General features: G+C 33.4%; 12 protein-coding genes. 1 reads left to right on the top strand and 11 read right to left on the bottom strand.

Going from position 1 to position 26098, the window contains the following annotated elements; all coding sequences use genetic code 11:
• Positions 1-81 precede the first annotated feature (81 nt).
• The 3 genes from IM744_RS00855 to IM744_RS20600 all read right to left on the bottom strand — a co-directional run bounded on the left by IM744_RS00855 (position 82) and on the right by IM744_RS20600 (position 13291).
• Positions 82-5295, bottom strand: a complete 5214-nt coding sequence (locus IM744_RS00855; protein WP_194506191.1) for a reprolysin-like metallopeptidase — start codon at positions 5293-5295, stop codon at positions 82-84.
• Between the two features lie 276 nt (positions 5296-5571).
• Positions 5572-8115 (bottom strand): immunoglobulin-like domain-containing protein, encoded by a 2544-nt coding sequence (locus IM744_RS00850; RefSeq protein ID WP_194506190.1) that lies wholly within the window; start codon positions 8113-8115, stop codon positions 5572-5574.
• 352 nt (positions 8116-8467) lie between these two features.
• Positions 8468-13291 carry a T9SS-dependent choice-of-anchor J family protein gene (locus IM744_RS20600; RefSeq protein WP_241738267.1) on the bottom strand — a complete coding sequence of 1608 codons (4824 nt, stop codon included), beginning with the start codon at positions 13289-13291 and terminating at the stop codon, positions 8468-8470.
• Positions 13292-13774: 483 nt separating this feature from the next.
• On the opposite strand from IM744_RS20600, the gene IM744_RS00825 reads away from it, so the two are divergent.
• Complete coding sequence (locus IM744_RS00825; protein WP_194506189.1) at positions 13775-15466, top strand: ABC transporter ATP-binding protein; 1692 nt, start codon at positions 13775-13777, stop codon at positions 15464-15466.
• A 408-nt stretch (positions 15467-15874) separates the two neighbouring features.
• Here the strand turns inward: IM744_RS00825 and IM744_RS00820 are convergent, their stop codons facing one another.
• From IM744_RS00820 to IM744_RS00785, 8 genes are all read right to left on the bottom strand, one after another.
• Complete coding sequence (locus IM744_RS00820; RefSeq protein ID WP_194506188.1) at positions 15875-16528, bottom strand: CoA transferase subunit B; 654 nt, start codon at positions 16526-16528, stop codon at positions 15875-15877.
• A gap of 2 nt (positions 16529-16530) precedes the next feature.
• Entirely contained in the window at positions 16531-17232 is a 702-nt protein-coding gene (locus IM744_RS00815; RefSeq protein ID WP_194506187.1) for a CoA transferase subunit A, read from the bottom strand.
• A 198-nt stretch (positions 17233-17430) separates the two neighbouring features.
• Entirely contained in the window at positions 17431-20040 is a 2610-nt protein-coding gene (locus IM744_RS00810) for a carboxypeptidase-like regulatory domain-containing protein (RefSeq protein ID WP_241738266.1), read from the bottom strand.
• A gap of 70 nt (positions 20041-20110) precedes the next feature.
• The gene (locus IM744_RS00805) at positions 20111-20842 is read right to left on the bottom strand and encodes a GLPGLI family protein (RefSeq protein ID WP_194506186.1); all 732 of its coding nucleotides are present in this window, start codon (positions 20840-20842) and stop codon (positions 20111-20113) included.
• A gap of 125 nt (positions 20843-20967) precedes the next feature.
• Positions 20968-21249, bottom strand: a complete 282-nt coding sequence (locus IM744_RS00800) for a hypothetical protein (protein ID WP_194506185.1) — start codon at positions 21247-21249, stop codon at positions 20968-20970.
• Between the two features lie 817 nt (positions 21250-22066).
• Positions 22067-24424: a penicillin-binding protein 1A gene (locus tag IM744_RS00795; RefSeq protein ID WP_194506184.1), complete on the bottom strand. Its 2358-nt coding sequence runs from the start codon at positions 24422-24424 to the stop codon at positions 22067-22069.
• Positions 24425-24426: 2 nt separating this feature from the next.
• Positions 24427-24930, bottom strand: a complete 504-nt coding sequence (locus IM744_RS00790) for a gliding motility lipoprotein GldH (RefSeq protein WP_194506183.1) — start codon at positions 24928-24930, stop codon at positions 24427-24429.
• A complete protein-coding gene (locus IM744_RS00785) occupies positions 24917-26095 on the bottom strand; it encodes a PSP1 domain-containing protein (RefSeq protein ID WP_194506182.1) in 1179 nt (392 codons plus the stop codon). Before IM744_RS00785 ends, IM744_RS00790 begins: the two co-directional genes overlap by 14 nt.
• Positions 26096-26098 lie beyond the last annotated feature (3 nt).

Here is a 26098-nt window from a genome sequence, read left to right as displayed (position 1 = left end):
ATTCAACCTTAAATAATCATAAAAAAGTCCAGATTGTTAATCTGGACTTTTTTATGATTATACAATAAATCTATTTTAAAGTTACTTAACAATAACCTTCTCTGTCCTTTCCTGCATTCCATTCTTCAAGCTCACAATATAAACGCCTTTAGAAAATGATGAGACATCAATTCTGTTTAGGGTTTGAGACCCATCTAAAGTCATCGTTTTCAATACACGACCTTGGATATCAAAAATTGTTAATACTGTATCTTCAAAGAGTTGTCCTTTTACAAATATCACTTTAGCCTCTGTAGTTGTAAAAATCTTAATATTGTTAGAATCATAAATATTTGTACCTAATGTACTTTCTGCAAAGTGTAAAAAGAAACGCCCTATTCCTGAGAGATTCGTATTGGCTGTAAAGACATAATCTGATGTATTTAATAACGTAAAGGTATTTGTTGAGTTATCTTCTAAATAAACTTCAACATTTTCAGGAAGTGTTGTTTCTGTAATGCTAATTGTTGCTTGCTGTCCTTCGGAAATATGAATCCCCAAAGGTATTGTCACATTAGATAAATTAGTCGAACCAATAGATTGGACACCATAATTACGTCCTATATTATCTTCAACTAATTGTGAATACATAGCAAATGTAGATACTCCTCCAAATAATCCAGAATCATAATTAGGATCTAATCCTAAAGACGCATTTTCTGTGAAATAAAAATCTGTATCGTACGAGTTTGAGGTATTATCCAATTTTAATTTTAAATGCGAGATTGGTACGTTATTACCTTGTCTTCCGAGGATAAAATCATCATCACTACCTATAGCTCGCATGATTGGTGTGAAATTAATTTGAGCTTGGCTAGCACCAGATGCAATTAAAAACCCTTGACCTGGCGTTATTTTAGCATTTGGATGCGCATCTGAATATGCTTGGTTCCAAATCGTCCAACCACTTGAAGCATCGCCATCATATCCATAAATACCAGAGCGTTGCATATCGAATTTAGCGTTATTAGCACTTAAAAAATCTGCTAATTTAATATAGGATGGATATGGATTTCCTATTAAATTCCATTCCGGTTTTGTAGGTCCAGAAATAACCACTGGCGCACTCACATCTCTAGTATTCACTAGGCCTGTAAATGTAAACGTACTTGCATTTGTTGAGGCTGCTCTATAGCCTTTTGAAGCGTATAAAGGTGTTGTTTCTGTATCTGAATACAGTAAATAAGTATCTGTAACTTTATCAAATGGTCCAAATAAGAATGATGTATTCTCTGTATTGCTTACAATATTTGAATTAGCAACTTGAAAAACATCAAATGGTTCTCCAAAAACTGGTGGTGCAATAAGATCATTACCTCCTGTTGTTGTGTTGACATATCTTTTATATTGCACATTTCCGACGACATTATTAGTAACAATCAAACTTGCATATTCGTTAGAATCGGACTCTAAAATCACATTATCATTGCTTATTAGATTTCCGTTTAACGTAAGAGATTGCCCTTTTTCAACAACCATGCTTGTACCTTCATTTACACTAATATTATTGAGTTGAATATCTCCTGTGAGATTGTATGTTCCGTCTAAAACTATAGCATTATCTACTCCTGTAGTTGGTGATGGCGCATAAGGTGTCCAAGCACTATTGCTATAAATTAAATCTCCAGAACCTATGATTTTGACTGTATAATCTTCGACTTCGCCATAAGTAAATGAATCGCAAGGTCCAGGTATTTGGTTATATCTTAGTGTAACTCGCATTCTTAAATCAGTTTCTGAAGCAGTTTGTGGGATTGTAAAATCACCACTCACTGGAGTATTTTGACTAGGAGCATTTGTAAATACGTCTTCTCCTATATCTTCAAAATCACCATCATTATTGTAGTCCATCCAAACACCATAACCTTCATTATAAAGTGTTCCAGTCCAAGTTGGAGTTATATCAATAGTGTATTGCGTTCCTTTTCTTAGAGTGGTTGAAATTGCTGTAAAATCTGAATAAAATGTTGGTCCAGAAGCATTATCAATTGTATTTAATTGTACTCTACTTATATATTCATCACTAGTATCTGTACTTTCTGAAACACAATAATTTAAATCACTAGGTAATGTCAATACTGCGACCTCATTACTGTCTTCTGATTCGTTACCTGCTACATCTTTAGCTTTTACTTTGAAAGTATAAACGGTCTCTGCTGTTAGACCCGTAACTTGGTATGTTGTCGTTGAAACGTTAATAACAAAAATACCATCTTGATAAACATCATAAGAAACAACTCCAGAATTATCGGTTGAAGTTTCCCATGCTAAATCAACTGTTGAATCAGTTATATTATTGGCTAATAAATTTAAAGGTGTTGTAGGATTCTCAGTATCTGGTTCTAAAGTAATAATGGTAACAGTATTACTTTGTGGTGAACTATTTCCTGCTGCATCTTTAGCAATAACATAAAAATCATAACTCGTTAAAGGGGTTAATCCTGTGACTTGATACATTATTGAAGGTACTGTAGCTACTAATATTCCATCTTGATATATGTCGTATTCTGTAACTCCAATATTATCTGTGGATACATCCCAAGATAAGTCAGTTGTTGTTTGCGTTGTACCATTGGCTATTAAGTTATTAGGGACGCTTGGCGCTTCAACATCTGGATCAGAACTCTCAATTATAACAGTATAATCTTCAACTTCACCATATTGAAAAGTTTCACATTCCGCAGGTATTCCATTAAATTTTAATGAAACTCGCATTCTTGTTGAATTTTCTACTGCTCCTGTAGGTATAGTAAAGCTTCCTGATACAGGAGAATTTGTAGTTGCTGCTTGAGTCCAAACTTGTTCTCCAGCATCCTCAAAATCCCCATCTCTATTATAATCAATCCAAACTGAATATCCTTCAGAAAATGTCGTTCCTGTCCATGTTGGTGTTACAGTGATTGTGTATTGAGTTCCTTTAGTTAAGGTTGTTGAAATATTTGTAAAATCTGAGTAGAACTGTGCTCCAGAAGTATTATCAATAGTATTTAGTTGTACTCTACTAATAAATTCATCATCAGTGTCTGTACTAGCAGAATCACAATAATCTAATTGTACATCTGTTGTCATAAAAACAACCGAAGTTGTATAGGCAGAATTACTTCCTCCAGAACATTTACTTCTCACTTGTGCTTCGTATTGTGTTAATGTTGTTAATCCTGAAATATTTGATGATATTCCTGTTACAGCATTTGTAATCCAAGTTGAAGCACCTACTTCACGATATCTTAAGTCGTAAGTTGCACCAGGAACCGCGTCCCATCCTAAAGTTGTTGTTGTTTCTCCAATATTAGAAGCTGCTAAACTTGTTGGAACTGTAGCATTACAAACGACTTCGCCTGCAATTGTAAAATCAGAATTAGAAATATCAAAAAAGATATTACTAGCTCCTCTCACCATCACTCTATTTTGATTACCTTGACTATTTGGCACTACAATGTCATGCGAACCATCATTTACAACTCCAGAGGCTAAAGAAATTGGGTATGTATCTCCTCCATCTGTAGATAAGAAAATATCAACATTTGCAGTATTTACTCCATTTCCTGTTGTACCAGCAACATCCCAAGTTATAGTTTGTGTTGTTCCAGCACTCCATGAGACATTAGTATTTGGTGAATTCACCACGAATGGTCCAGCTGTACCATTCACCGTTATTTGCATATCATCACTATTGTTGTTTGCGCCTCCAAGACGATTATCTCTAACAGTAAGTCTAAAATTTAAGCTACGAGCCACATTGGGAACCGCTTCCCATTGCCATGAAGTCGCACCTGTTTTAATTGTAGATAATCGTGGGAAATATCTATCTGTACTAATAGTTGGACTATAAGACCTAAAAGCAACACCTGTTGTAGCTGTAACACTTGGATACGTTGTAGACGCATTATTTTCATCATACTGCTCCCAACAATAAGTTAGCACATCTCCTGCATCTGAATCAGACCCTGAACCTTCTAAAACAAACGCTGTTCCTTTAGGAATTGTGTAATTTGAACCAGCATCTGCACTTGGTACTGCATTTCCTGTATTGGTATTAGTTTGACAACTTGTTGTCTTTATGTAATCTGTAACTTGCTCGATAGATCTTGCATGAAAATAAGGGTCACTGTTAGACTGTACATCTGTTGCACCTGTAATACCTGCATAACCCATAATGGTTGATCCGCTTCCAGGTTCCATTTGTGCATTAGTACCTTCATTTCCATTAAATGTCCATGTATGATTTCCTCCAAATTGATGACCCATCTCGTGTGCCACATAATCAATATCAAATGGATCTCCTTCTGGATCTGTACGAGAAGTAAAACCACTTCCCTTTTCACCATTTACACAAACACAACCTATACAGCCTGCATTACCATTATTAGATGCTTGAGCAAATAAATGTCCAATATCATAATTAGATTCTCCAATCACACTTGTTAATGTAGATTGTAATTGACTGTTATAATTAGCAGAACTTGTATAAGGATCACCACCAGAATTAGTATAAATAACATCATCGCTATTTGATATTAAAACCATAGTCACATTAAAATCGTTTTCAAAAACACCATTAACACGAGTCATCGTTTGATTAATAGCTGCGAGAGCCAAAGCCTTTGTACCTCCATGATAAACAGTATATTCTCCAGTGGTAGATACAGCTAATCTGTATGTTCTTAAAATAGCGTCATCTGCATTTCGTTCCTGCATTCCACTATTTAATTGACTATTAACGTCCTCTGTCACAGAACATTCAAAATCATCATTATAATTAATTTTATCTGCTCTTTTAAATACTGCATAATGCGACCCATTTTTAGTAAGTGCTTCTATAAATGCAGCAGGTTTATTGGCAGATAATTTCATGCTTTGAAACCCAAGTGGTGATATACTAAAACGTATTACTGCGGAAGGGTCCTCAACACCATGTCCTGCATACGATTTAATATCTGGATAGCGCTCTTGAAGTTCTGGACTTAAAACAGATGCTTCAACTATTCTAAAACTTTCAAAAGTTCCATCTTCATTTGGAAACGCAACTATAATATTGGACGACTTTGTATACTTACCTCTTTTGGGAACGTTTATCAAAGCCTGTTTAAGACCTTCAACATTAAGACTAAAAGTGTGGGTTTTTGGAAGATTTTGTTTACTAGCTTTAATTCTAGTTGTGTTGTCAATTGATTGCCTTTGCCAAAATGTTTTGTTTTGTGCCAAAACAAAACTTGTACTTATTAGGGTAATAAGTAATAGTATTTTAATTTTCATGTCAACGGATATATTAAATTGAACACTAATGTTAAAAACATAAATTTTCATCATTAATATCAAGGGATTTATATATAAAAATGTGTTCTTACACGCAAAAGATGTGAAAATATTAAAATATTGTTAAAATAAAAACATTATAACATAGTTTTCGCTCAACTACATTTGAAAAAACTTAAGATTATATCATCCATTATTTTCATATTTATCTTATTAAAAATAAAAAGTCCAGATTTACATCTGGACTTTTTTAAAATTAAGGGATTACTAAATTAGTTATTGTTTAATAAATTTTCGTGTTTCAAATTTATCATTAACCTTAAATTGAATCAAATATAATCCAGCTTCAAGATTTCCAACATCAACACTATTTGCCGAAGTACCTTTTGCTACTTCCTGACCTAACATATTTACTATTGTAAATGCTAAGTTTTGAATGTTAGATTTTATAAACAATTCGTTTCCTTTTACAGGATTAGGGTATATTGAAATTTCAACCCCTAAATATTGTACAGTACCTTCATAGTCCATTCTTGCAGTTCCGCAAGTTCCTAAATTAGTCCAACCTGAAGATGTTCTCTCATATAAAGAACCTAGATAAGTCACTTTATCTCCTGTTGCGTAAGATAGACTGCTATTATATGCTGAAACGCCTGCACATTTATCTGCAGATGCAGATCCATTAGTTATACTAATAGCATCCACTGCCATATCACCTTGCCATGTTGTACCTGTTGTTCCATCTAATCTCAATTGCACAGAGTTTCCTGAATAAGAAGATAAATCTACACTTGCATCTTGCCATGAGTTACCTTGATTTCCAGATCTAGTCCATAGAGTTGTCCATGAAGAACCATCATCTGTACTAATTGCTAGATTTAAGCTACCCATTGAAGAAGCTCCATACATATGATACTTAAAAGTAAGAGTTGCCTGGTTTTGACCTGCTAAATTAAAGCATGGTGAAACTAAAATAGCTCTTTTAGTAGAGTAGTTTGGTGATGAAGACTCCATAAATACATATTGAGAACCTTCATTTGCACTTGATGGACCCGTGTTACTTGATGGTGTAGCACCAGATCGTCTCGTCCAGTTAAAATCATCTCCAGTTGATTGCGTCCAAGCTCCAAATCCGCTTTCAAAACCTTCATTATATGGGAATGATGAAATTGCCCCTGAACATCCAGATGTACTTGCTGGACTTACAACTATAGATCTTGATACCTGATCTGCTGCATTGCCTGCTGCATCACTAACATTGTAGTTTCTTGTGTATGTGCCTGCGGTATTTGAATTTACAGTCCCTGAAATTACGATACTAGAAGTTAAGTTTCCATCTATATTATCTGTAGCTGTAGCACCTAACTCGTTATATGTGTCTCCAACAGTTAAATTAATAGTTGCACTTCCTGTTAAAGAAATAACTGGTTTCTCTGTATCTGCAACTCCTCCTAAGCAAAAGTTAGTTACATCAGAACTAGCAAATGAGCCTCCAGATGCCAAAGTAGTTGAACCACTTGTCACACTAAAAGCTCCATTACCATAAGAACAGCACATCCCATCACCATAAACATCTGTAATCACAAAATCATAACATCCATTTGGTAAACAGTAACTTTCATTAACTGTTGAGCCATCTGCATTTGCTGATGAATAAGAACCTGAGGCCACTGTTGTTCCACTTGCATTAGTAAGTGTCCAAGCAGTTTCTTCTGGATAATTATCAAAAGTAATTGATATGTTAATTTCATTTTCAGTACATGCTGTTTGACAAGGAGAACAATCTGGACCACCACAATCAACACCTGTTTCATTTCCATTTTGAATACCATCTGTACATGTTGGTTGTGCTACTGCTCCACATTTATCAGATAATGCTAAAGTACGTCTTGAACCTCCAGCTTCTAATACTGCTCGCATTCTGTCTTTTTGGCCTTGTGTAAACAAGTTCATACATGAATCATTTGTGTAATCCATATAATTTTGAACCATATCTGTAGATCCACAAGATACTTGTCCTGTAGGGCAACCTCCATTTGAAGTTTGATGAGTTGGAGTATCACTAACAAAATCATTTCCGCAGTTAGAATCTCCCCAAATATGACGCAAGTTAAAATAGTGACCTACTTCATGTGTTGTTGTTCTACCTCCATCAAATGGAGCAGACACATTACCTGTTCTTCCAAAATAATTATACCCCATTACAACACCGTCTGTTGCTGCACTTCCTCCAGGAAATTGTGCATAGCCTAAAATGGTTCCACCATTGCTTAACATTTGTGGTACAATCCACATGTTTAAATATTCACTTGTATTCCATGGATCTACTCCACCAGTTGATGATCTTTTCATGTCATCAGAAGTTCCCCAATCTCTTCTCGTAGTAGATTTTCTTGTAATACCTGTAGTTGCATTTCCATTTGGATCTACAGTTACCAAGCAAAATTCAATCTCTGAATCGGCTGCTTGAGACCATGTATTATCTGCATCTGGATTTGTACGTCTAAAATCTTCATTTAAAACGTCTAATTGCGATTGAATTTGAGCAACGCTAATATTCTCTGTACTGTTACGATAAAGCACATGCACAACAACAGGTATGGTAATGATGCTACCATCAATTCTGTTGTTTTGCATCTCCTGAACCTTGTTTTGAGTAAAGATTTCAATTTGTTGCATTCGAGCTTCAAGATTTGGGTCTTGTAGTTTTCTGAGTTCTAAATTTTCCATTGCTCCGCAGTTTCTCTCAAGTAAATCTTGAGCAAAAATGGAAACAATTGAAAACAAACACAATAGTGTTAATGTAATTGCTTTTTTCATGTTAAATTTTTAAAAAATTAGTGTTAATATTGAATTATTCTTCATGAAAGTATTAAAATTTTGTTAAAATCAAAATTTTAATATAACGTTTTCGCTGAACTACGGTAACAAAAAAAATAGTTACGGTTTTACCGTAATTTAAATTCAGAAACCGCCTACATTTAATCGTTGAGACTACTAAATTGAACGATATGTAAGCCTTGACTTATAAACAATAAAAAGAGGATTTATGAAAACACTTTTACATACAAATAACAATGAGCATAATTGAAAATTATAAAAATAAATTTTCAATTATGCTCAAAATAACATTTTAAACTATTTCTTAGATAGTCTATTTTCTAAAAATAAGTTATTGCTTAATAAATTGTTTTGTAATTATTTCTCCTTCCGAAGAAAATGTAATTTGGTAGATTGCTCTATTCAAATCACCAATATTTATAGCATTGTTTTTTACATTTCCTTTAGAAACTAGCTGACCAACGGTACTATAAATTTTATAAGAAATATTAGAATAAGTAGACTTAATATTAAGTATATTATCTTTTACTGGATTTGGATATATAGTGATTTCTTTAATATCATCAAATACTGTTTTCGCTGTCTGTATTCTAGCCATACCAGTTGATAAATTCACATTATCAATAGCAATGTCTGCTTGCCATGTACTTCCTGTAATTCTATTGAAACGTAATTGTACACTTCCTCCTATAAAAGTAGAAAGATTAACATTAGCTGATTGCCATGAATCACCCAAGTTTCCCGAACTATTCCAGATACTTACCCAACTAGCTCCATTGTCATCACTAGCTTCTAAATCAATAGTTCCCATATCTGATGCACCAAACTGGTGATAGTTGAAACTTAATGTCGCTGAATCTTGAGAACTCAAATCAAAACAAGGTGAATTCAATAGCGCTTGTTTTGTTGGAATTCCTGTTCCAGTTCCTGAAGCTTCTACATATACGTAATATGTCCCTTGAATCGCATTTGATGGTCCTGTTTCACTAGATGGTGTTCCGTTCGCATTAACCGTCCAATTATTATCATCTGATGATGATTGTGTCCAAGCTCCTAATGTGTTTTCAAATCCTTCAGAATAGGGGAAAGAAGTAATTCCGTCAGAACATCCGTTACTTCCTGTGTTTCCTCCTGTGCTTCCTCCTCCTTCTGATAAACTCACATCATCAATTGCGAAATCTGCTTTCCATGTGCTTCCTATAATTCTATTAAAGCGTAATTGAAGATTTCCTCCTACATAACCAGATATGTCAACATCTGCTGTTAACCATGTATTTCCTAGGTTTCCTGTACTGTCCCATATCGACGTCCAACTTGCTCCATTGTCATCACTCGCTTCTAAGTCAATACTTCCCATATCAGCTGACACATATTGATGGTATTTAAAGCTGAAATTTGCTTCTGACATACCAGATAAATTAAAACATGGTGAGCTTAATATCGCTTGTTTTGATAGAGCTCCTGTAGCTTCTACATATACATAATATGACCCTTGAATAGCACTCGATGGTCCTGTTCCACTAGATGGCGTTCCATCAGCATCCACTGTCCAATCAATATCGTTTGATGATGATTGTGTCCAAGCTCCTAATGTGTTTTCAAATCCTTCAGAATAGGGATACGAAGTAATTTCATCAGAACATCCGTCACCTCCTGTGCTTCCTCCTCCTTCTGATAAACTCACATCATCAATTGCGAAATCTGCTTTCCATGTGCTTCCTATAATTCTATTAAAGCGTAATTGAAGATTTCCTCCTACATAACCAGATATGTCAACATCTGCTGTTAACCATGTATTTCCTAGGTTTCCTGTACTGTCCCATATCGACGTCCAACTTGCTCCATTGTCATCACTCGCTTCTAAGTCAATACTTCCCATATCAGCTGACACATATTGATGGTATTTAAAGCTGAAATTTGCTTCTGACATACCAGATAAATTAAAACATGGTGAGCTTAATATCGCTTGTTTTGATAGAGCTCCTGTAGCTTCTACATATACATAATATGACCCTTGAGTAGCACTCGATGGTCCTGTTCCACTAGATGGCGTTCCATCAGCATCCACTATCCAGTCAATATCGTTTGATGATGATTGTGTCCAAGCTCCTAATGTGTTTTCAAATCCTTCAGAATATGGAAAAGAAGTAATTCCGTCAGAACATCCGTTACTTCCTGTGTTTCCTCCAGTACTTCCTCCTCCTTCTGATAAACTCACATCATCAATTGCGAAATCTCCTTGCCATGTGTTTCCTATAATTCTATTAAAGCGTAATTGAACATTTCCTCCTACATAAGCAGATAAGTCTACATCTGCTGTTAGCCATGTATTTCCTAGGTTTCCTGTACTGTCCCATATCGACGTCCAACTTGTTCCATTGTCACCACTCGCTTCTAAGTCAATACTTCCCATATCAGCTGACACATATTGATGGTATTTAAAGCTGAAATTTGCATCTGACATACCAGATAAATTAAAACATGGTGAGCTTAATATCGCTTGTTTTGATAGAGCTCCTGAAGCTTCTACATAGACGTAATAAGTACCTTGAGCAGCACTCGATGGTCCTGTTCCACTAGATGGCGTTCCATCAGCATCCACTATCCAGTCAATATCGTTTGATGATGATTGTGTCCATGCGCCTAATGTGTTTTCAAATCCTTCAGAATATGGGAAAGAAGTAATTTCATCAGAACATACGTTAGCTTGTGTATTTTCTCCAGATAAATTTACATCATCAATAGCTAGATCTGCTACCCATGTACTACCTGTAACTCTATTAAAACGCAACTGAATGCTTCCTCCCACATAACCTCCAAGGTCAACATTTGCAAGTAACCATGTATCACCTTTATTTCCTGTACTGTTCCAAATGGATGTCCAACTTGCACCATTATCATCACTTGCTTCTAAGCCAATACTTCCCATATCATCTGACCCATATTGATGGTATTTAAAGCTAAAATTTGCTTCTGACAAACCAGACAAATTAAAACATGGTGAATTTAATATCGCTTGTTTTGTTGGAAATCCTGTTTCATTTCCTGAAGCTTCCACATAAACATAATATGTGCCTTGAGATGCGCTTGAGGGCCCTGTTCCACTTGATGTTGTTCCATCAGTATCCACTATCCAGTCAATATCGTTTGATGATGATTGTGTCCAAGCTCCCAATGTATTTTCAAATCCTTCAGAATAAGGATACGAAGTAATTTCTCCAGAACATACATCTGTTGAATTCGGTAATGTTGTTAAATACAAGGTTGCATCGTCTGTGGCAGGTATAACATTATCATCTGTTACTGTATATAGTACTTCTACTTCACCTATAAAATTGGTTTCTGGAGTATGAGTATAGGTACCATTACCATTAAGCTTTATGGCTCCTGCAGGTACTGTTGCATTTGTATCATCTGTACCATAAATAGATGTAGCTGCTCCTATTGTTATTGGATTATCACTTACACCATCACCATCGGTATCGGTTAAGACTCTTGTTACTGTTTGATTATCTCCCTGTGGGTCACTATCGTTTATACTTACATTTCCATTTACAGGCGTGTTTACTGTTGTTTGACTGATGTCGTCTTCTGCTAAAGTAGTATTGGTATTATTGGTGGTATTGTCAACTCCATTTAAATATTCTTCGATACCAACATATCCGCTAGCCCAAACATATGTCGTGAGATCATCATTAACGCTAAATCCTTTATTAACAACCCATTGATTGGGAATTCCATCATTATTTGTATCAAAATTTGAAGGATGAGTATTTATTGGTATAGTACTAATTGAATTAAGAAAAGTTGCTCTATGAGCTGTATTAAGGACATCAACTTGTCCATACTGAACTAATATATCATTCTGTACATTAGTTAAATAAACAGAATCTAAACCATCTATATCTTCAATACTATTTCCATTTTCATCTAACCTAACATTTGCACCAGCATTATTTCTAACATCATCAAAAGCATCAGTAGCTGATTTAATTGTAAAAGGATCACCAAGAAGTGGAAATTGAGTAGTAGTTCTAAAGTCAGTTGTAAGTTGACTACTTATAGCTGCTCCAGAATACGCACCAGATGGAGCAAATCTCCACCTCCAAATAAACCAATTATCTGCATTAGGATTAGTTAAAACATCACTTATATAATTCCCTTTAGTGTATATAGTTGGATAGTTATTATCTGCTTGTATGTATGACATCCATCTCGCATCATCTGAACTTGGAGAACTTGAAAAATATTGATAATAATTACCTATATGGTTTGCTTTAAATGCAAATGAGACTACTGAAAGTCTTGTTCTAAAGTTCCATATTACATTGTTAATAACATCAACTCTTCCATTAGATTGCCAATTAGGGAACCTATGACTACAGTTGTAAAACATGTTATTTATAAAACTCATGTTTTCGGAATCCTCTGGTTCTGCTCCTATAAGCACACCTGTTTTATTACTTTCAGCAAACAAATTTCTTTGCCAAGTGTAATCAGTACCATTTCCAGCATCAACAACTTCATCTGTAGCCCAAGAAAAAGAACAGTGGTCAACAATGTAATTACTCGTGTCATACATGTAGAATGAATCATTTTCTGAAGTAGGAGCTTCAGTGTACTTAGGTCTAAACCTTATATATCTAATAATGAAATTACTAGCATTTTTATATTCAACATAAGCTGAATTGTTTGAACCTACAATAGTTATGCCACCAGCAGGAGCAGTTTGACCAGCAATAGTAATATTATCTTGACTTAAAGTTAACCGACTTGTAAGAACTATAGTACCAGATACTGAAAAAGTAATAATACCGCCATTTGTAGCAGCAGTGTCATCATGTATTTGTCTAAGACTACCAGGACCAGAGTTATTTAAATTGGTTACTATATAAACGGGTTTCCCTCTTCCGCCAGTTGTATAAGCTCCTGCACCTTTTGCAGTTGGAAAAGCTTTAACTTGTTGTGCACTAATTGTAATTATAGCAAAAAAGAAAATCAAGAGCAGTATAATTTGCCTAAGCAAATGGCTTGTTTTTAAATTAACACTATTGCTATTATTAGTTAAACTTTTTTTTACTAAAACGCTTATTGTTTTTTCAGAAGTGATTGTTGAATACAATGATTCATTTATCGCATTGTCAATTTTGTTCATAACCACGATTGGTTCAATTTATTAATTCATAATTTTAAAGAAATCTGTATTGCAACAGATTTATGAGTAGAAAATTGCGTTTTAGTAGACGAGGCTTTACTGTAAAAAATCATAGGTAATAAAAAAAAGAACAACGTTTGGTTAAGCGCAAAACAACGTGGATTTTTTATAATTACCTAAAAATCATGCAAATATAGAAATTTAATTTTTATACATAAATTATTATTATATTTTTTCATAAACACAAAAATTAAACGCTATGAAAAATCCAGATTATTTTAATTTCGTAAAATGCTTTTTAAAATTGTCTCACAAACAATGAATCAGTACATTAAACATCTTAGTGATATCTTATTATTTAAATAAAAAAATTGTGATTCTATATCAGAAAGAGTAACATTTTTAATTCTGTTTTTTGAAAGCATTAAAACATTTGTTTGCAGTTTTACCAAAATTAAAATGAGAAAATGACTACTTTTACTTATGGATAAATCCAAATTACTTGACGTCAAAAACTTATTAATTTCTTTTTCTTCGGAAGGAGTTGATAAAGAAATCATACATAATATATCGTACCATTTAAATAAAAATGAAATTTTAGGTGTTGTTGGTGAATCTGGATCAGGAAAATCTGTTTCTTCTTTAGCAATACTTGGTTTGCTACCTAAGAACATATCAAAAATCACTCAAGGCTCAATTTTGTTTGATTCTCAAGATTTGACAAGTCTTAATTCTAGACAATTTCAGAAGATAAGAGGAAACAAAATCTCTATGATTTTTCAAGAACCTATGAGTGCTTTAAACCCGTCGATGACCTGTGGAAAGCAAGTCATTGAAGTGATTCTTCAGCATACAAATTTATCTAAAGCAGAAGCTAAAACCGAAACCTTATCACTTTTTGAAAAAGTAAAATTACCATTACCTCAGCGTGTTTATAATGCATATCCTCATGAAATTTCTGGCGGACAAAAACAACGTGTTATGATTGCAATGGCAATTGCCTGTAAACCAAAAATTTTAATTGCAGATGAACCAACAACTGCTCTAGATGTTACTGTTCAAAAAGAAATCATCATACTATTAAAAAAATTACAGCAAGAAGAGCAAATGAGTATCATTTTTATATCTCATGATTTGTCATTAGTTTCAGAAATTGCAGATCGCATTATGGTAATGTATAAAGGAGAGATTGTAGAACAAGGTGAGGTTGAACAAGTTTTCAAATCTCCTAAGCACTTATATACAAAAGCATTAATCAACTCCAAACCATCTATGGAAACGCGACTTAAACAGTTACCTACCATTGATGATTTCATAAATAATACCACAAAATCTGATGTTGTAACTTCAATAGAACGAGCTGAAGTCCACAAAAACATATATTCTAAAAAACCGCTTTTAGAAGTTATCAATCTTGAAAAAGAATTCGTTTCTAAATCTGGTTGGTTTTCTAAACCAGAAACGTTTAAAGCAGTTAATAACGTGTCGTTTAAATTATATAACGGGGAGACTTTAGGGTTGGTTGGTGAATCTGGTTGCGGAAAATCAACACTTTCAAACGCCATTTTACAATTAGACAAAGCAACTGCGGGAGCTATTTTATATCACGGAACAGATATTACAAAACTCTCAAAATCTGCGATACGCAAACTAAGAAAAGATATTCAAATCATTTTTCAAGATCCTTACGCATCTTTAAATCCAAGATTAACCGTTGGAAAAGCCATTATGGAACCCATGAAAGTTCATGGTATTGGAACTAATGAAAATGATAGACAACAACGCGTATTAGATTTATTACTAAAGGTAGGATTAGATGAAACGTATTTTAATCGTTATCCTCATGAGTTTTCTGGAGGTCAACGACAACGAATCGGGATTGCGAGAGCGATAGCTCTAGAACCTCAACTTATTATTTGTGACGAATCTGTATCAGCATTAGATATTTCTGTACAAGCTCAAGTATTAAACTTACTTAACGATCTCAAAAGTAATTTTGGTTTCACTTATATATTTATTTCACATGATTTGGCTGTGGTTAAATATATGTCTGATCAACTAATTGTTATGAATAAAGGTGAAATTGAAGAAATGGATGATGCAGATGTGATTTATAACAATCCACAAAAAGAATACACTAAAAAACTTATTCATGCTATTCCCAAGGGATTATAGCATGAATATTTTTTTAGTTAGGGTTAAGACACTTTTAAGTAATCTGAATGTGTTTTGAAAACCAGCATTAAGCTTGTTTTCGGTAGTAGTAGGTTTAGGTAAATTTGGGGCAAAAAAGTTCATTCAGTTAAAATTATGATAGATTTGGGGCAAATCATAAATCTAGGTTACACATTAAATATCTTATTCCGATTTGGTTCTGTAAACATAATATGATTTTTCAATTAATCAGCCTAAATACATTATTAATCGATTAAATACATAATATTTTAACATTTAGCATGTATTTAACAGATTTTTCTTACAATAAATATTAGTTATTATTTCTTCGGAAATGAAAAAAGCCACTAAAAAGTGGCTTAATATATCTCGATGTTATTTTAAATAAGAATAATGCTATTTTAGAGTTTACAAATCCATCTCAGGAATATTACCTTCAATAATCAAAGTGCCTTCTGTAGCATTTTTAATATCCTCTACCGAAACTCCTGGCGCACGTTCTAATAACTTAAAACCATTTGGAGTAATTTCCATAACCGCTAAATCAGTAACCACTTTTTTAACACAAGCTACTCCAGTTAAAGGCAACGAACATTGCTTTAATAGTTTTGAAGCTCCCGCTCTATTTGTGTGCATCATGGCTACTATAATGTTTTCAGCACTAGCAACGAGATCCATTGCTCCTCCCATTCCTTTTACCATTTTACCTGGTATTTTCCAATTGGCGATGTCACCTTCTTCTGAAACTTCCATTGCGCCTAGAATAGTTAAGTCAACATGTTGACCTCTAATCATAGAGAAACTCATTGCAGAATCAAAAAAACTTGCTCCTGGTAATGTAGTAATAGTTTGCTTTCCTGCATTTATGATATCTGCATCTTCTTCGCCTTCAAAAGGAAAAGGTCCCATACCTAGAACTCCGTTTTCACTTTGAAATTCTACTTCTATATCGTCTCTAACATAATTGGCCACAAGCGTAGGAATCCCGATTCCGAGATTTACATAATATCCATCTTGCACTTCTTTTGCGATGCGTTTTGCGATTCCGTTTTTATCTAACATAATTAATCTCTTTGTCTAACTGTTCGTTGTTCGATTCTCTTCTCATATTTCTCTCCTTGAAAAATACGTTTCACAAAAATCCCTGGAATATGAATTTGGTTAGGATCTAAGGTTCCAACAGGAACTAGCTCTTCTACCTCAGCAACCGTTATTTTTGCTGCACCACACATATTTGGATTAAAATTTCTTGCAGTTCCCTTAAAAACTAGATTTCCAGCTGCATCACCTTTCCATGCTTTTACGAAAGCAAAATCTGCTTTAAAGGCATATTCTAAAACATACATCTTACCATCAAACTCTCTGGTTTCTTTACCCTCTGCTACTTCTGTACCATAACCAGCAGGTGTATATATTGCAGGAAATCCTGCTTGTGCTGCTCTGCAACGTTCTGCTAACGTTCCTTGTGGTATTAACTCCACCTCCAATTCTCCAGATAACATCTGTCTTTCAAATTCATCATTTTCTCCTACATAAGAAGATGTCATTTTATCTATTTGCTTGCCTTGCAACAATAATCCTAATCCAAAATCATCTACTCCTGCATTATTAGAAATGCACTTGAGACCTTTTGTGCCTAAACGAACTAGCTCTGCAATAGAATTTTCTGGAATTCCAGATAACCCAAAACCACCAAACATAAAGGTCATATTATCACTAACACCTTCTAGTGCTTCTTGAACATTAGCTACTTTTTTACTTATCATTTGTATTTGTTTTTTTGCTACGGAAATTTACGAAATATATTTGTCATTGAGAGGATTCTGAAAAGCTAAAGAAACTATGTCTTTGAACAAAATAAAGAGATTCTTCGCTCTATACTTGAACTATACTCAGTATGACACTTTAAATAAAAAAAGCCATTCTAAAACTGAATGACTCTATATTTTTTCGGAAGAGTAAAACTAAAACTTATATGCCACTTTAAACATGACGATTCTTGGGAGTATAAATGTTTTACTATCGGAAATGAGAAAACTATTAAAACTGTTCTGTTGTTTAAATGTGACGTCAAACAAATTGGTTGCGTTGACTTCAAATCCCCAAGGACTATCTTCAATTTGATAAAATAGAGATGCATTTGCAGTATCAAACGTGTTTTTGATATTTGCACTTTTATTGGCATAAGCATCATAACTATAATCTGCTTTAAAGATGAAATTTTCTAAAAAATCATATTCTAATATGGCGAAAAATCGATCATTTTCGAAATTGTTTTCTCCTGCAATAGATTTATAGTTATTGAAATCTTTAGTGTATCCAATTTCTATATTTGGATGCTTTTTAAACGAGGTTTCTATACTTAATGTTGATGACATATTTTTTGAAATATTTAGATTGGTTTCGCTGTTTAGAATTTGATAGAAATCACTGTAAACATAACGTGCGCTTATATTATATTTTATTTTTTTGATTTTCTTTGAAAGCCTAGCACTCAAATTCCAACTGTGCTCTGGTTGGTCAAATAAGGTTTGAGTTGTAAATTGATCAATTCCTTGAAGCTCTGTTACCGATTTTATAGTTTTTATACGTTTATTAAAACTCGTATTAACATTAAAGTTTAAATTTTTAAACAGGCTAAACTTGTAATAACTCAAACTAGCTGTATGATATAGTTGATTGTCTAAAGTCGTATCTCCTCTAAAAACACTGTTAAAACTGGAGAGCACAAAGTTGTTTGCCAAACGATTAATACTTGGGAACCTTGCGTTTAATTTGTATCTAAAATTTAATTTTTCACTGTTATTGAATTCTACTTTGGTAGTAAATTGAGGTAATAACAATGCTTTTCTATTAGTAAAACGTTCATCAAACTGTTTGGTATTCCAGTTATAGAAATGATAATATAGCATAGGTTTAAAAGTTGCAATCCCAATTTGAAACTTATACTCTAAACCAATAAAGGTATCTATAAAATTGTACTCAAAATCATTACCAAAACCAGCAGTATTAAAATTATTGATACTACCATCACTTAATTGTTGTACATCTTGGTTTTCAAAATTGGTAAATGCAGCATTGACTCCAAAAGTGGTATATAAATGATTAAAGTTATTAAGCACCCAATAATCTTTTACAATCGCATTAGCATTATGTGAATTGGAGCGTTTGGTTTGTAAAATATTGTAAACCGTATCGTCTTCTAACGGGATTAAACCTTGTAAAATTTGTTGATTGGTAAGCCATTCTGTTATTGGTTTATCATTTTGAAAATTATAGGTGGCTTCTAATGTTGCTGTATGATCTTTTGAGAGTTTCCTACTGTAACTAACATTCTGTTTGAGGTTTACACCTTTAATATCTGTAATTGTTTTAATGCTATTGTTTTGTGAAGGGTTAATGGTCGTTATTAAACCATTAGCATCATTATTGGTGAGTTTTACAAAACTGTTATAGGCAAAATCTTCATCAAAACTTGGGTCATAATCAACTGTAATTTTACCAATAGTAAAGAAGTTGTTAATGCTATTTGTTGTTGTTCTATCTTCTGTAAAAGGCTCGCTAAAGTTAAGATACTCGTTTAACGTATTACTTTGGGTATCTGTTTTTGAATTTGAGGTTATGATATAACCACTAATATCTGTTTTTGCATTGATGGACTGCCTGATATTTAAAGCTCCAAATTGATTGGTGTTTGATGTATAATCTTGGTTGTTGAGGTATTGTGCAAAATCACTATTGTATAATGAGAAATAACTTCCTCCATCTTCCATAAGTTTGCTAAAACCACCTTCAAACTCCAAATAATCTTTAAATGTAAAACTTTTAATCCCTTGGTTATTATGGTCTCCTATAAAATTAACCGTAGTTTTTGGGCTATAATAAAATAAATTAGGATGAATAAGATATCTCTCTTTTATACCTGCTCCCACTTCTACATTTCCAAAAGCAAATTCTTTTTTATCTTCTTTTAATTTAATATTCATTGCCATATCCTCAGAGTCCTGTAGATTTTTGAGCATAGCCACCTCATTGTAATTATCTAAAATCTCTACTTTATCAACAGCATCTGCTGGGATATTATTAACTGCTAATTTACTATCTCCTGTAAAAAACGTTTTATTTTCTACCAAGACCTTAGTCACTCTTTTACCTTGAACCATTACATTACCAGCTCTATCCACTTCTACTCCTGGTAGTTTTTTGAGTAATTCTCTTAGTTTACGTTCTTCTCCTGTTTTAAAGCTATCTACATTGTATGTAATAGTGTCTTTTTTAACTGAAATTGGAGGCGTATAGTTTAAAATGACCTCATCAAGCTGGTCTGGATTTTCTAGTAATATAAAATTTTGGGTAATATCTTCTTCTTTGGTTGTGATATCAATAGTTTGAGATTTGTAGCCTAAATAACTTACTGTAATGTTGTAGGTTTGGTTTTTTTGTAAGCCTAATTTATAAGTGCCTCCCGATTCAGTTACAGCAAAACGAATATCTTGGTCACTACTTTCTGGGATTGCTAAAATATTTGAATATGCTAATGGTTTTTGAAGTGAATCTGTAATTTTTCCTTCCAAAATTACATTTTGAGAAATAGACGTATTAACAAAAAATATTAGTATTAAGTATTTGATGAAAGTGAAAGTTTTAATTTTCTTTTCTACCCTCATTTTTTGCATCATTCTTTAATTTACTATTGACATCAACTCCTGTGTTTTTTTTAAAATAAGACATAAGTTCTTCGTTTGTTACAATTTCTCCTTCTGGCTTAGTTATTTCAAATTCTTTATTGAAAGATATTTTTTTTGCTACAAATGCATAATCTAAAAAATTTACTTCTAAGACTATTCCAGGTAAACTGTCATAACCTAAGGGTCCAAATGGAAATGGTAAATCAATTGTATACCAAGCAGTAATAATTATAGATTTATTCGGTATTTTCGGGTTTGTCAGTTTATAGTAAGCCTTATAACATAGGTATCTGTCAATTTGTTTTGTTTCTTTTGTTAATGTCCATTTTTCTTTTGATAATTTATTTTTAACAAGAAAAGTCTTGCCTAATAAATTTACTGTATTAAACTTTTCTTTTGTTTTTAAGTTTTTATAAAAAATACCTGAGGCTCCAGATTTAACAATATATCTACTATTACTTCTGTATCCATCAGAGTCCATTTTTGGTATGTTATAAAAAGATGATTCTGTGTTAGTGAATTGTAACACATATTCAATGTCACTCAATATTTTAGGTTCATCTGATTTGGTAATTTCTTTATTTATTATTGCTTGATAATATTCAATTTCAACCCTATTTTCCTGTGAGTAAACTTTTAGTATAGATAGGAATACAATGACTATTGTAATTATTTTAGATAAATTCATTTGATTGTAAATTTGGTGGCTTTTAAATAGCAATAATAATTTTATTATTGAGCCTTTAAATTATAAAAAACAACTATCGGAATATTGTGTGAATTAATTCCGATAGTTTATAAGTATTTTAGCTTTTAATCAATAAAAACCGGGTCTAATACCGTTGCACCTCCAGCAGAAGCCCCTTCACAGTAACCTTGCCAATAGTTATATGAATTCATATATGCTTGACCTTCCGTTAGGAAATTTTCCCAAAACCCAACTTCTTGATCGGCAGCATTTGCTGCATATTCGTTACAATCCTGCTGAAAAATTGTTTTTTCATAATTAATTGCGAAATTTGAAGTATCTGCATTACTTGCAAAAACAAAAGAACCGCTAAGCATTAGAGCCAAAGTAAAAAATATTTTTTTCATAATTTCTAAATTTAAACCCATGCTCTATTTTACATAGGTTGGTTAATATTAAATTAACAAGGCATTTAAAAAATTACAAGGCAATAACAAGGCTTAAAATATACAAGGCTACAAGACGTTTAAAAAATAAAACCAACGCTGGTTTTTTGGGAGCTACCCATTGCTTTAGATGCCATTTAAACCGCCTTGTAAGTGATTTAAACTTTATCTTCAACATTGTAAACCTACAAAAAAAAAACGCTTAATTACAAAAGTTATTGTGTTAAAATTTTATATAAACACCTGTTAATAAGTTTTTTAACTGTTTTTCATACTCGTACTACTTGCTACATCTAGAGTGTATGGTAAAACCTTACCCATAAGCAGGAATTGGCTTACAAATTTTACGTATTTTGATTTGGATTATTAAAATATGCTTGAAACCCAAATGTAGTCCATGTCCTACATATAATAAATTATTAATTTACTGATGTTTTATAAAAACTAACTATTTTATAAAATCAAATCATGTAATCAAATTTCTATTTAAAATCGTAAATAATCGATTTTTAATACGTGATTTTGCTTATTGATAGATCGAATGAGGTAAGAGATTCTAGATGAATTGTAGTTTAATATGTTGAGAATTTTTTGAGTGATGCTCATTTCCGAAGAAAATAAATTGATATTACTACTTATACTTTAATTTTTAAATCCAAAATGGATTCGGCATCAAGTTCGGAATGATAACAGAATGAATTAAAAAAGCCATTCAAAACTGAATGGCTTCATATTGTTTTAGAATCTCGACTATGAGATTCCTGCCTGCGCAGGAATATTAAAAATCAATAACACCATCCAAATCATCATCAGGATTTGCTGCATCATCTCCATTACCTTCCCATTTACTACAATCTACTTCTATAGATAGGTTTGCTGGTCTCTCAAAGTCTCCTTTAGAAATACCCAACTCTTCGTCTGCATAACAAGCTTTCATATATAATCCCCAAATTGGTAATGCCATAGAGGCTCCTTGACCATAAGTAATACTTTTAAAATGTGCTGCACGATCCTCTGCACCAACCCAAACACCTGTTACTAAATTTGGTACCATACCCATAAACCAACCGTCACTTTGATTTTGTGTTGTCCCTGTTTTTCCTGCAATGGGATTCATAAGTTCATAAGGATAACCTGTCATGATCTTTTTGTAAATACCTTGATCTGCTCCCCAAGTTCGTCGTAATCTTGAACCAGATCCTGACTCTACAACTCCTTGCATTAAATTCACTGTAGTATAAGCAACCTCTGCACTTAACACATCCTTCGTTTCTGGAGTAAATTGATATAAAACAGTTCCGTTTTTGTCTTCAATACGCGTGACCATTACTGGTTTATTATACACACCCTTATTTGCAAATGTTGAGTATGCTGCTACCATCTCGTAAACACTAATATCTGGTGTACCTAATGCAATTGCTGGAACTATAGGTATATCTGAAGTAATCCCTAAATTGTGAGCCATATCTGCTACAGGCTCTGGACCTACTTTATCCATCAATCGAGCGGTTGCAGTGTTTACAGAACTTCCTAAAGCAGCTTTTAAGGTCATAAAACCGTCATAGCGACCATCTGAGTTTTTCGCTGTCCATGGCTCTGGGTTTCCATACTTTCCAGCTTCAATTGTTATTTGTTGTCTTGGTATCGTATCGCAAGGCGATAAATGTAATTGATCAATTGCTGTTGCATATACAAATGGCTTAAATGTAGAACCAACTTGACGTTTTCCTGTTTTTACATGATCATATTGAAAATGCCTAAAATTCATACCACCAACCCAAGCTTTCACATGACCAGTTTGAGGATCCATAGACATCATACCTGGTTGTAAAAATGATTTATAGTAACGCATAGAATCTATAGGTTTCATAACCGTATCAATTTCGGTTGGTTGACCGTCCTTCCATGCAAAAATGCTCATTTGAGTAGGCTTTTGAAAAGAAGCTTTAATTTCCTTTTCAGATTTTCCTTGAGATTTCATAACCCTCCAACGCTCTGAGCGTCTCATACCAGAGTTCATTAACTTTTCTATTTCCTTGGTGTCAAGTTCTAGAAAAGGTGCTGTTTTATTTCTTTCTGGTGTGTTTTGGTTATCAAACTCTGCTTGTAATCTTGGCATATGACGACCTACTGCATCTTCTGCATAATGTTGCATTCTAGAATCTATGGTTGTGTAGATTTTGAGTCCGTCGTTATACAAATTGTACTTTTCACCATCTGGTTTTGGATTCTCTTTAATCCAATCTTTCATGAACTTATCTAAATATGCTCTAAAATAAGTTGCTGACCCTTCGCGATGAGACTCAGGCGAAAAATTTAAATCTAACTCTGTGTTTTGAAGACTATCTTTTGTTGCTTCGGAAATGTACTCATATTTATTCATCTGCGCCAAAACCACATTTCGTCTGTTTTTTACGCCTTCAGGATTTCGCGATGGGATTGGATTATATAATGATGAATTTTTAAACATCCCAACCAACATTGCAGATTCTTTCATGTTAAGGTTTATTGGCTCTTTTCCGAAGTAAATACGAGACGCACTTCTAATGCCATCACCATTATTTCCGAAGTCATAAATATTGAAATACATCGCAATAATTTCCTCCTTAGTGTATTGACGTTCTAAACGAATGGCTATAACCCATTCTTTAACTTTTTGAAACACACGTTGAACCTTATTAGAAGACACCTGTTTTGTAAACAACTGCTTAGCTAATTGTTGTGAAATGGTACTTGCTCCACCTCCACTTCCTAATTTTACAATAGCTCTCATAGTACCTCTAAAATCAATACCTGAGTGCTCATAATACCTAATATCTTCGGTTGCAACTAAAGCCTCAACCAATTCTTTTGGAAGTTCTTCGTAATCTACAGGTGTTCTATTATCATCTAGATAAAATTTACCTAAAGTTTTATCATCTGAAGATATGATCTCTGTTGCCAAAAACGTTTTTGGATTTTCTAAAATAGTATAGTCTGGCATTTCTCCCAAGAGTCCCCAAGATGCTAATAGGAACATGAAGAAAAACGCGAAAACGCCTCCTGTAAAAATAATCCAGAAACGTCTTACATATTTTGAAAAGTCTTGAGCGTTATCCTTTGTAGACTTTTTCTTTGTTACAGTTTTTTTTGCCATAATCAATTTGTTTGCGAATGCTCTATTCTAAAACCAACATCTGTGATGCCTTCTAATTTATCAACACCATTGATACTTCCATTTTCTCTCATGGCTTGTTGTACGTTAATTATATATTCTCCTGCTTCATCAAATACAAAAGGTTCTTTATACCCTTTATACCAAAGTTTACTTTCTTTTACATCAGTAAATCCAGTGCCTAAAAATGTACCATCTGGATTTGCCATTTTGTATTCTAATGTGTCTTTTAATGTTTTTCCGTTTGGATAATTAAGTTCTACAATCAAAAACAAATTACTGTATTTGTAGTCTTCTGTGTTTCTTAAATTAACATACAAATTATAAGCGTTTGTTGAATCTGGAGGTGTGACCTTAAACTCTATTTTATTGTCTTTATCCCATTCATTCGGAACTGACTTATATTCGTCAAAGACGCGATTAGAGTCGCAAGACACAAAACTCAACACAAGCATTACACATCCTATCCAATACTTACTTTTTTGCATTACTATTATTTGTGTTTTTAGGACGTGGTTTTTGTTTTCCTTTATTATTTCTACGTTTCTTATTACGTTTTGGACCATCAAATCGTGTTAAACTATCTTGACCAACAACGTTTTCGAACTCTGTTTTAGTATCTTCAATCAATAAAGAAGCGTACTCTTCTAAGCTTGCTACTTTTTCTCTTTTTTTATTTTTTTCTATAATTTCATTGGCTTGGTCTGTCGTTAATACATGCCAATTCATCCATTCTCCTTCGTATGCATACCAAAGATGTCCTTTAAAAATATCTGTTTTTTGACAAACTGCTTTTCCTTTTTCTGTAAAAAGTTTGGTGTCCGATTTTGGGAAAGCTTTTAAAGCATCTAAATAGGCATCCAACTCATAGTTTAAACAGCATTTTAATTTACCACATTGCCCAGCTAATTTTAATGGATTCAATGATAATTGTTGGTATCTCGCAGCAGATGTGCTTACAGATCTAAAATCTGTTAACCAAGTTGAGCAACATAGCTCTCTTCCGCAAGAACCAATACCTCCTAGACGTGCAGCCTCTTGACGAAATCCTACTTGTTTCATTTCTATACGTGTTCTAAACTCACGTGCAAAAACTTTAATAAGTTCTCTAAAATCTACACGTTCTTCTGCAGTATAATAAAATGTAGCTTTACTTGCATCTCCTTGATATTCAATATCTGAGATTTTCATATGAAGTTTTAAATCAATAGCAAATTGTCTTGCTTTGACTTTCATTGGTTCTTCTTTATCTCTAGCAGCAGACCAAATATCGATATCCTTTTGACTCGCTTTTCGGTAAATTTTCATGACATTTTCTTTGTCATCAATATTTACTTTTTTACGCTTCATTTGAACTCTCACCAATTCTCCAGTAAGTGTTACCATACCGATGTCATGACCAGAACTTGCCTCAGTAGCAACGATATCACCAATACTTAGTGTTAAATTTTCGGTATTTTTGTAGTATAATTTTCGTCCGTTTTTAAAACGAACTTCTACACCTATAAACGGTTCTTGACCTTGAGGTAAAGACATGTTAGCTAACCAATCGAAAACAGTGAGTTTATTGCAGCTATCTGTACCGCAAGTCCCATTATTTTTGCATCCTTTTGGTTGTCCATCCTTACCAGTTGAGCAACTTTTACAACTCATGAA

The organism is Psychroserpens luteus, assembly GCF_015319355.1.
GTDB lineage: Bacteria > Bacteroidota > Bacteroidia > Flavobacteriales > Flavobacteriaceae > Psychroserpens > Psychroserpens luteus.
The sequence above is the reverse complement of the archived record's forward strand: the minus strand, read 5'-3'. Positions and strand labels throughout refer to the sequence as shown.

Coding starts and splice junctions, on each gene's coding strand:
- IM744_RS00855 (WP_194506191.1), bottom strand. CDS start 5,295: ATGAAAATTAAAATACTATTACTTATTACCCTAATAAGTACAAGTTTT.
- IM744_RS00850 (WP_194506190.1), bottom strand. CDS start 8,115: ATGAAAAAAGCAATTACATTAACACTATTGTGTTTGTTTTCAATTGTT.
- IM744_RS20600 (WP_241738267.1), bottom strand. CDS start 13,291: ATGAACAAAATTGACAATGCGATAAATGAATCATTGTATTCAACAATC.
- IM744_RS00825 (WP_194506189.1), top strand. CDS start 13,775: ATGGATAAATCCAAATTACTTGACGTCAAAAACTTATTAATTTCTTTT.
- IM744_RS00820 (WP_194506188.1), bottom strand. CDS start 16,528: ATGTTAGATAAAAACGGAATCGCAAAACGCATCGCAAAAGAAGTGCAA.
- IM744_RS00815 (WP_194506187.1), bottom strand. CDS start 17,232: ATGATAAGTAAAAAAGTAGCTAATGTTCAAGAAGCACTAGAAGGTGTT.
- IM744_RS00805 (WP_194506186.1), bottom strand. CDS start 20,842: ATGAATTTATCTAAAATAATTACAATAGTCATTGTATTCCTATCTATA.
- IM744_RS00800 (WP_194506185.1), bottom strand. CDS start 21,249: ATGAAAAAAATATTTTTTACTTTGGCTCTAATGCTTAGCGGTTCTTTT.
- IM744_RS00795 (WP_194506184.1), bottom strand. CDS start 24,424: ATGGCAAAAAAAACTGTAACAAAGAAAAAGTCTACAAAGGATAACGCT.
- IM744_RS00790 (WP_194506183.1), bottom strand. CDS start 24,930: ATGCAAAAAAGTAAGTATTGGATAGGATGTGTAATGCTTGTGTTGAGT.
- IM744_RS00785 (WP_194506182.1), bottom strand. CDS start 26,095: ATGAGTTGTAAAAGTTGCTCAACTGGTAAGGATGGACAACCAAAAGGA.